Origin of the sequence: Agromyces seonyuensis, assembly GCF_009789225.1 — a bacterium.
Taxonomy (GTDB): Bacteria; Actinomycetota; Actinomycetes; order Actinomycetales; family Microbacteriaceae; genus Agromyces; species Agromyces seonyuensis.
This window is the reverse complement of sequence record NZ_WSTA01000125.1, coordinates 1-8,302: the sequence shown is the minus strand read 5'-3', so window position 1 is coordinate 8,302 and position 8,302 is coordinate 1. Positions and strand designations below refer to the sequence as shown.

The window sequence follows — 8,302 nt, the reverse complement described above, 5'->3', positions numbered from 1 at the left end:
ACGGCTACCGCCCCCCGGGGAACGCCCCGGGGGGCGCGCGCGCCCCCCCCACGACGTTACCTCCCGATCAGCCGGCGTACGTCTCGAACTCCGCGATCCGCGGAGTGCCCGAGGCGCCGAGGATCTCGAAGTTCAGCTTCTTCAGCGACGTCGAGGCGAACGAGACGGTGCCGGGCGTGCCCGTGCCGGAAGCGAGGACCGCACCCGTGTCGTTGTTCACGACGCGCCACGAGGAGATCGTGCCGCCGCCGGATGCGACCTTGATGACCGCCGACTTCACGGTGGTCGCGGCATCCCACTTCACCGAGACGCGGCCCGTCGAGCCGTTCGGCGACCAGTACGTCGAGGTGCTGCCGTCGATGGCGTTGCCGTAGCTCGTGCCGCTCGCCTTGCTCGAGCCGTCGGTGCCGGCACCGAGGCTGAGGTTCGTACCGGTCGGCGGCGTCGTCGGCGGCGTCGTGGGCGGCGTGGTCGGCGGGGTCGTGGGCGGAGTCGTCGGGGGCGTCGTCGGCGGCGTCGTCGGGGTGCACTGGCCGTTCGAGACCGCGAGGCCCTTGCCGGCGCCCGCGGTGGCGGCGACGACGCTCGGGACGCAGCTCGCGGCATCCGCGGTGAAGGAGTACGGCAGGTTCACCGTCGTCGTCGAGACGGGGTTCGGACCGGCCGGGTTGTTGTCCTCCCCGGGCGCCGACCACGTCACGTTGTCGAAGAGGTTGCCGCTGACCTGCCAGTATCCGGGCAGGTCGGTGTAGAAGGTGCCGAGCACGTCCTTCGAGTCCTCGAAGTAGTTCGAGTCGACCCGGGCCTTGCCGCCGGCGCGGGCGTTGATGCCCGACTCGTTGATGCTGCGGTAGTGGTTGTTGTAGATGTGGGCCGTCGCGCCGCGCAGCAGCGGCACGCGCGAGTCGAGGTTGTCGTAGAGGTTGTGGTGGTACGTGATGGGGCCGTTCGCGAGGTCGCTGTCGCTCGAGCCGACGAGGCCGCCGCGGCCCGAGTTGCGCAGGATGCTGTACGAGAGGGTCACGTACTTCGTGTCGGCCTTCATGTCGAACAGGCCGTCGTAGCCGGCCGACTCGCCGCCGGACGCGATGAGCGTGACGTGGTCGACCCACACGTTGCTGACGCCGCTCTCCATCGAGATCGCGTCGCCGCCGTTGGAGGTGGGCGAGCCCGACTTCTTGACGTTCTGCACCGTGACGTTGCGCACGACGATGTTGCTCGCCTCGCGCAAGTGGATGCCCACCTGGTCGAACGTCGCGCCGGAGCCGACGCCGATGAGCGTCACGTTGCTGATCTGCTTGAGCTCGATGACGCCGGCGGCCGTGTTGCAGGAGTCGCCGGAGACCTTCGCGGTGTTGCCGTGGTTGATGGTGCCCTCGACCTCGATGATGATCGGGGTGTCGTCGGCGGCGCGGTTGCACAGCGCCTCGTGGATCTGCGTGCCGGTCGTCGCCCGGACGGTCGTGCCGCCCGCGCCGCCGGTCGTGCCGCCGTTCTGCGCGGCGTAGCCGTCGGCCGTGCCGGTCGCCGCTTGCGCGGGGACGGCCAGCGCGATGATGCCGCCTGCGGCGGCGAGCGCCAGTGCGGCGCCGCCCGCTGCGAGGCGGGATGCGGTTCGTCGTTGCATGGGATGTCACCTTTCGTCGTTGAGTCGGTGCAGTGCCGCGGCGCCAGGCGTGTTCGGCGACGTCGTCGTCGCCCGGTCCGTCCCCCGGTGGTCGTCTTCCTCGTCGACCCGCATGACCCCCCATTTGGGGGTAACCGCTTTCCCGATCTTAGGGAAGCGCTTTCCCATTAAGCAACCGGTTCATCGAAAACTCATCGAGTGCGACGCAGGCGGCACGTCACCCGCCGCGCGTGCGCCGGGCGAGGATCGCGCCGTGGGGGCGATGCTCGCGGTTCGTGCGGGTGTGCGTCTCGAGGACGTCGAAGCCCGCGGAGGCGAGTTCCGCCGCGAGCTCGTCGAGGTTCCAGCGGTGCGCGCGGACCACCGCGTGGTCGAAGGGCTCGGTCGTCGGCCCGACGAAGCAGCCGATCAGCAGCCCGCCTCCGGGTCGGAGCACTCGCGCGAACTCCGAGAGCGGCCGGCCGATCTCGCCGGGCTCGTGATGGATGAGGGAGTACCAGGACAGGATGCCGGCGAGCGCGCCGTCGGCCCCGGGCAGCGCGTCGAGGTCGCCGAGTTCGTAGCGGATGCCGGGATGGCGCGCACGCGCGTGCGCGAGGAACTCCGGCACCTGGTCGAGTCCGCGCGCGTCGGCGCCCTGGTCGACGAGGAAGCGGGTCCAGTGCCCCGGCCCGCATCCGGCATCGAGCACGGTGCCGTCGAGCTGCGCAGCCCACGACGCGACGAGGACGCGATCGAGCTCGTGCACCGCGTCGATCGAACCGATGAGTTCGGTGTACTCGTCGGAGCGTCGGGCGTAGGCGTCGCGGACGGCGGTGGTCATGGCCGCCAGGGTACGAGCCCGCGGGGACACCCCTCCCGGCAGCCGGTCCAGCTCAGACGAACCCGGTCAGGGCGCGTCGATAGGCGGCGTGGTCGGCGCGCGTCTCGTCGGTGACGAGGAGCCCGCTCGCTCCGAGCCGTCGGTCGTGCTCGCCCTGGCAGGGGATCGTCACGATCTTGGTCAGCCCCGCGCGCCACGCGGGGACGAGGGCGTCGAGGTTGCGGCGCTCCGGGTCATCCTCGACGGCGCGGTTCGCCGCCTGGAAGCCGCCGGACCCGAGCTGGTTCCAGGAGCGGTACGACGCATCCTCGAACGCGTCGCGGCCGAACTCGTCGGCCCAGCTCGGGCCGACGAGCCGGCGCAGGAGGCTCGCGCGCTCCGGCGACCCGTTCTCGGTCTCGACGAGCCGGTCGAAGATCGCGGGGTCGTCGGGAGTGCCGGCGTGCTCGGCGACGTCCTGCCAGATCACCGGCCAGGCCTGCGCCCAGCGCGATCGCACCGACTCGGCGACGCCCTGCTCCGCGGGCATCGGCGGCACGTGCAGGAGCGGCGGCAGGTCGTCGGCGTGCGGCTCGAGACCGTACGCCTCGCGCAGCCAGAGCAGCTCGAGGAGGGCCTGGGGCCGATCCTCCACCGTGATGCGCATGTCGTGGGGCCACGGATCGCTGCGGAACGGGCGCTTCCATCGCATGGGGCCAGTCCATCGGAAATCCGGACCCGGCGGAACCCCTCGCGCCCGGAGCCCGTCGCCGATAAAGTGATATCACTTTTCCAAGGATGCGAGGACCCATGAGCAGCGAGAACCCCCCGACCGCCGTCGAAACAGTACCGGTCGGCCACGACGGCGTCCGCGTGGACATCTCCGAGCGGCCCGCGATGACCTTCCCCGGCGGCGTCGGGCTCGTCGCCTTCTTCGCGCTGCTGGCGCTCGGGGTGTGGATGCTCGTCGCGCTCCCGGGCACCGCGAAGACCTTCTCCCTCCTCGTGTTCGCGCTCTCGATCGTGGCGCTGAGCGCCCTCGTCATCGTGCAGCCCGGGCAGACGAAGGTCGTGCAGTTCTTCGGCCGCTACACCGGCACGGTGCGCACACCCGGTCTCTCGACGCTCGTCCCGTTCTCGACGCGACGCAGCGTCAGCGTGCGGGTGCGCAACTTCGAGACCAACCGCCTGAAGGTCAACGACGCCGACGGCAGTCCCGTCGAGATCGCGGCGATCGTCGTGTGGCAGGTCGCCGACACGTCGAAGGCGACCTATGCGGTCGACAACTACATCGACTTCGTGACCGTGCAGGCCGAATCGGCGCTGCGGCACATCGCGACGACGCATCCCTACGACGGATCCGAGGGCGTCGGCACCTCGCTCCGCGGTTCGACCGATCAGGTCGCCGACGAGCTCGCGCACGAGGTCGCCGAGCGCATCTCGCTGGCCGGCGTCGAGATCATCGAGGTGCGGATCAGCCACCTCGCCTACGCCGCCGAGGTCGCCCAGGCGATGCTCCGCCGTCAGCAGGCGAACGCGGTCGTCGCGGCGCGCACCCGCATCGTCGAGGGCGCGGTCGGCATGGTCGACCTCGCACTGCGCAAGCTCAGCGAGGAGGAGATCGTGGAACTCGACGACGAGCGCAAGGCCGCGATGGTGAGCAACCTCATGGTCGTGCTCTGCAGCGACCAGCCGGCCTCGCCGATCGTCAACACCGGGACGCTCTACGCGTCGTGACCGCCGAGCGGAAGCAACTCCTGCTTCGCATCGATCCCGCGCTGCACGATGCGCTGGCCCGGTGGGCTTCCGACGAGCTCCGCAGCACCAACGCCCAGATCGAGCTCATCCTGACGCAGGCGCTCGCCCGGGCCGGGCGGAAGCCCGCCGGCGTCAAGCCCACGAAGCCCCGGGGCCGGCCGCGGAAGGACGCCGATGAGTCGGACGTTCGGGATGCACGAGGATGAGTCGATGACCACTGGGATGACCGCCGTCGTCGCGGGCGCGAGCGGGTTCGTCGGCACCGCGCTGATCGCCGCGCTCGAAGCGGACGGGTACGAGGTGCGGCGCATCGGCCGCACCGGGGCGGTGACTTGGGACGACCCGGCGTCGATCCGTCGCGCCGTCGAGGGCGCCGACCTCGTCGTCAATCTCGCCGGCAAGTCGGTGAACTGCCGCTACACCGAGGCGAACCGCGACGAGATCCTGCGATCCCGCGTCGCGACCACACGATCGCTGAGCGAGGCGATCGGCGGCGTGGCGAATCCGCCGCGCGTCTGGATGAACGCCTCGACGGCGACGATCTACCGCCACGAAACGGAGCGGCCGAACCGCGAGCAGGGCGGCATCCTCGGCTCCGGCTTCTCGGTCGACGTGGCGCGCGCCTGGGAGCGCGAGTTCTTCGCGGGCGACCTGCCCGGCACGCGTCGGGTCGCCCTCCGCATGGCGATCGTGCTCGGAGACGGTCCGGCGACGAACACGTTGTTCCGGCTGGCACGCATCGGACTCGGCGGCCCGCAGTACGACGGATGGTGGTTCCCGCACCGCCGGTACCGCGGCATCGGGGTCGAACCGACGGGCGAGGCTCGCGCGAGCGGTCATCCAACGCACGGCCACCAGCGCTTCAGCTGGATCCACCTCGACGACGCCATCGGCGCGATCCGCTTCCTCCGCGATCGCGACGACCTCGCGGGACCGGTGAACCTCGCGAGCCCGAACCCCGTCGACAACGCCTCGCTCATGCGTTCGCTCCGATCCGCCGTCGGCGCACCTATCGGACTCCCGGCACGGCGATGGATGCTCGAGCCGGCGATGCTGGTGCTCCGCACGGAACCCGAGCTCGTGCTGAAGAGCCGCTGGGTCGTTCCGGGCGTGCTCGCGGACGCGGGGTACCGCTTCGAGTTCGACGACCTCGACGACGCGCTCGCCGATCTCTCGGGTCGGTCGGCGAGGATGCCCGGATGACCGCGCACCGCCCCCGCCGCCCCGATGTCACGACGGTCGAGATCGTCGGCGGCGCCGAAGCCGTCCGGGTCTCGTTGCACGAGTACGACGCGCGGTGGCCGGCCGTCTTCGACGAGCATCGAGGGCGCATCCGGGAGGCGCTCGCCGATGCCGACGTCCTCATCGAGCACATCGGGTCGACCTCCGTGCCGGGGCTCGCCGCGAAGCCGATCGTCGACATCGCGGTCGGCGTCGCCGACATCACGGCCGAGGAGGACTACCTCGGGCCGCTGCTCGCCGGCGGATACGAGCTGCGCGTGCGGGAGCCCGGCCATCGCCTGGTGCGCACGCCCGAACGCGACGTGCACGTGCACGTCTACGGGCGCGACGCCCCCGCGATCGCGGAGTACCTGCTGCTCCGCGACCACCTGCGCGCCGACGCCGACGACCGCGCGCTCTACGAGCGCACCAAGCGCGAACTGCTCGAGCGGCGATGGGACGACATGAACGACTACGCCGACGCGAAGACCGAGGTCATCGACGCCATCAAGGGCCGGGCCCGGGCGGCGCGCGGCAGGCCCTGACGCCCCGCTGTGCGGCTCAGCCGCCCAGCACCCGCCGCGTGAACGCGTTCGCGAAGACGCCGCGAGGGTCGTGCTCCGCGCGGAGCTCGGCGAAGTCGCGCCAGTGGGAGTAGCGGCCTTCGAGGGCGGATGCGTCGGCCGCGAAGCGCTTGCCCCAGTGCGGCCGCGCCCCGAGCGGCAGGAGTTCCGCCTCGATCGCGGGCAGCAGGGCGTCGACCTCGGCCTGGCGCGGTTGCCAGGTGAAGTGGAAGGCGACGACGTCGGTCTCGAACGAGCCGCTCAGCCAGAGCGCGTCGGCCGCGACCTCGCGGATCTCGTTCACGAGCAGCAGCGGAGCGATGCGCGGGGCAAGCCGCCGCAACGCGGCGAGGGCGTCGAGCGCCCGGGCGCGGGGCACGAGGTACTCGCTCTGCAGCTCGTCGCCGTTCGAGGGTCGGAACTCGAGCAGGAAGTGCGGGAGGCGCTGGAACCACGGCCCGGGCACGCCGAGCTGCGGGGTGCAGTGCACCGCCGAGACGCCGGGGATCGGATGCTGAGGCGCGTCGGCGGGCCGGGCGCCGAAGAGCTCCGCGGGCGCCGCCGGGTCGCGGTCGACGCGGCGCTTCAGCCACACCTGGTCGGCGACGCCCTCGCGCTGCCACGTCGAGAAGACGCTCACGCTGTAGCCCGCACCGACGATCTCGTCGAAGTGCGCCACGAGGGCCTCGAGCGGCAGCTCGCGGTAGACGTGCTGCGCGAGCTCGAACGACGGCTCGACGTCGAGTTCGAGGCGGGTCGTGATGCCGAGCACGCCGAGCGAGACGACCGCGCCGTCGAAGCCGGCGTCGCCGCGGGCGAGCCGAACGTGCTCGCCGCGGCCGTCGACGAACTCCACGGCGGCGACCGCCGCGGCGAGGGAGCCGTTGCGCTCGCCGGAGCCGTGGGTGCCCGTCGCCACCGCGCCGCCGACGGAGATGTGGGGCAGCGAGGCGAGATTGCCGAGCGCGAGCCCGGCCGCGTCGAGTTCGAGGGCGAGTTCGCCGTAGCGCACGCCCGATGCGACGGCGACGACGCCGCGGTCCGCATCGATCGCGACCGCCGGTCCATCCTGCAGCGACGCCGTCGACACGGCCGTGCCGTCGGTGTCGGCGACGTCGTTGAACGAGTGCCGCGTGCCGAGTGCCTTCAGCGAACCGGGCTCCGCCGACGCGATGAGCTCCTGCAGCTCGGGGATGGATCGCGGCGCCGCGAGCATCCTCGCCGAGTAGTCGAGGTTGCCCGCCCAGTTCGAACCCGCTGCGCCCATCGTCGTTCCTTTCCGCCGGCGCACCCGCGCCGTCGCTCGTGTCAGTCCCAGTCCACCACGGGCCAGCCCTCCGCATCCCACCGGAGCGGGATGAGGGCGAGCTGGAACGCGCCGTCGAGCCGGGCGTCGTAGTAGTGCAGCGCGAGCATGCCGCCCGCGACCGATTGGCCGCCCGGGCCGATGCGGTCGCCCTCGGCCGCGAGCAGGGTCGTCTGCCCGTCGAGCAGCAGCGGGGTGCCGTCGCGCCCGAGATAGGGGCCGGTGATCTCGTCGGCGCGGCCGACCGCGATCGAGTAGGTGGAGTCGAGGCCCTGGCAGCATGCGTCGACCGAGACGAAGAGGAACCAGTCGCCGTCGTGCTGCACGAGGTACGGCGCCTCGATCGCGTTCGGCGGGGTGCCCCGGTCGGCGAGCCGCAGCGGCTCCTCGTCGTCGGCACGGAGGCCGTCGGGCCACGCGAGCCGCACCATCCGGATGCCGCTCCAGAACGAGCCGAAGGCCAGCCAGGGGGTGCCGTCGTCGTCGACCGCGACGCCCGGGTCGATCGCGTTGAAGTCGTCTCCGGAGGCCGACTCGACCACCGGCCCCCGATCGACCCAGTCGTAGCGCGGGTCGTCGGGGTCGAGGGTCGTGTTCGTGGCGAGCGCGATGACGGAGCGGTTCTTCCCGAACGTCGATGCCGAGTAGTACAGGTACCAGGTGCCGTCGTGCTCGATCAGCTCGGGCGCCCACAGGTTCGAGACGCCCGGCACGGCGTCGGCGAGCCACTCGGGCTGCTCCTCCCACACCGCGCCGCGCGAGACCCAGTGCTCACCGTCGGACGACGAGCGGATCTGCACGTTGCCGTCGGCGACGCCGGCCGAACCGGTCGAGTAGACGAACCAGGTGTCCCCGTCCTGCGCGAGCGCGGGGTCGTGCACCGAGAGGTCGCCCGTGAGGTCCCGGGCGCCGGTCGGGGCGCAGGCGGTCAGGCCGAGCGCCGAGACGGCGACCAGCGCCGCGAGCGCCGCGACGGAGCGTCGCGGGCGGCGGCCGCCGGCACGAGGCATCCGCCGCGCACCGTC

General features: G+C 71.9%; 8 protein-coding genes. 3 read left to right on the top strand and 5 right to left on the bottom strand.

Annotated features, from left to right (window positions below; genetic code table 11):
* Positions 1-67: 67 nt before the first annotated feature.
* The 3 genes from GB864_RS17470 to GB864_RS17460 all read right to left on the bottom strand — a co-directional run bounded on the left by GB864_RS17470 (position 68) and on the right by GB864_RS17460 (position 3,141).
* Positions 68-1,627, bottom strand: a complete 1,560-nt coding sequence (locus tag GB864_RS17470; RefSeq protein ID WP_160426970.1) for a pectate lyase family protein — start codon at positions 1,625-1,627, stop codon at positions 68-70.
* 217 nt (positions 1,628-1,844) lie between these two features.
* A complete protein-coding gene (locus GB864_RS17465) occupies positions 1,845-2,450 on the bottom strand; it encodes a class I SAM-dependent methyltransferase (protein ID WP_160426969.1) in 606 nt (201 codons plus the stop codon).
* 52 nt (positions 2,451-2,502) lie between these two features.
* Positions 2,503-3,141, bottom strand: coding sequence for a hypothetical protein (locus tag GB864_RS17460; RefSeq protein WP_160426968.1), 639 nt, complete (start codon positions 3,139-3,141; stop codon positions 2,503-2,505).
* 98 nt (positions 3,142-3,239) lie between these two features.
* Between GB864_RS17460 and GB864_RS17455 the strand changes: the two genes are divergently transcribed.
* From GB864_RS17455 to GB864_RS17445, 3 genes are all read left to right on the top strand, one after another.
* Positions 3,240-4,166, top strand: a complete 927-nt coding sequence (locus tag GB864_RS17455; RefSeq protein WP_236779228.1) for an SPFH domain-containing protein — start codon at positions 3,240-3,242, stop codon at positions 4,164-4,166.
* Positions 4,167-4,397: 231 nt separating this feature from the next.
* Positions 4,398-5,390: an epimerase gene (locus GB864_RS17450; protein WP_160426966.1), complete on the top strand. Its 993-nt coding sequence runs from the start codon at positions 4,398-4,400 to the stop codon at positions 5,388-5,390.
* Positions 5,387-5,953, top strand: a complete 567-nt coding sequence (locus GB864_RS17445) for a GrpB family protein (RefSeq protein ID WP_160426965.1) — start codon at positions 5,387-5,389, stop codon at positions 5,951-5,953. Before GB864_RS17450 ends, GB864_RS17445 begins: the two co-directional genes overlap by 4 nt.
* Before the next feature lie 16 nt (positions 5,954-5,969).
* Here GB864_RS17445 and GB864_RS17440 read toward each other — a convergent pair whose 3' ends face one another.
* Positions 5,970-7,238 carry an FAD-binding protein gene (locus GB864_RS17440; protein ID WP_160426964.1) on the bottom strand — a complete coding sequence of 423 codons (1,269 nt, stop codon included), beginning with the start codon at positions 7,236-7,238 and terminating at the stop codon, positions 5,970-5,972.
* Between the two features lie 41 nt (positions 7,239-7,279).
* On the bottom strand, positions 7,280-8,302 hold a 1,023-nt coding region (locus tag GB864_RS17435; protein ID WP_336604070.1), incomplete at its 5' end, for an arabinan endo-1,5-alpha-L-arabinosidase.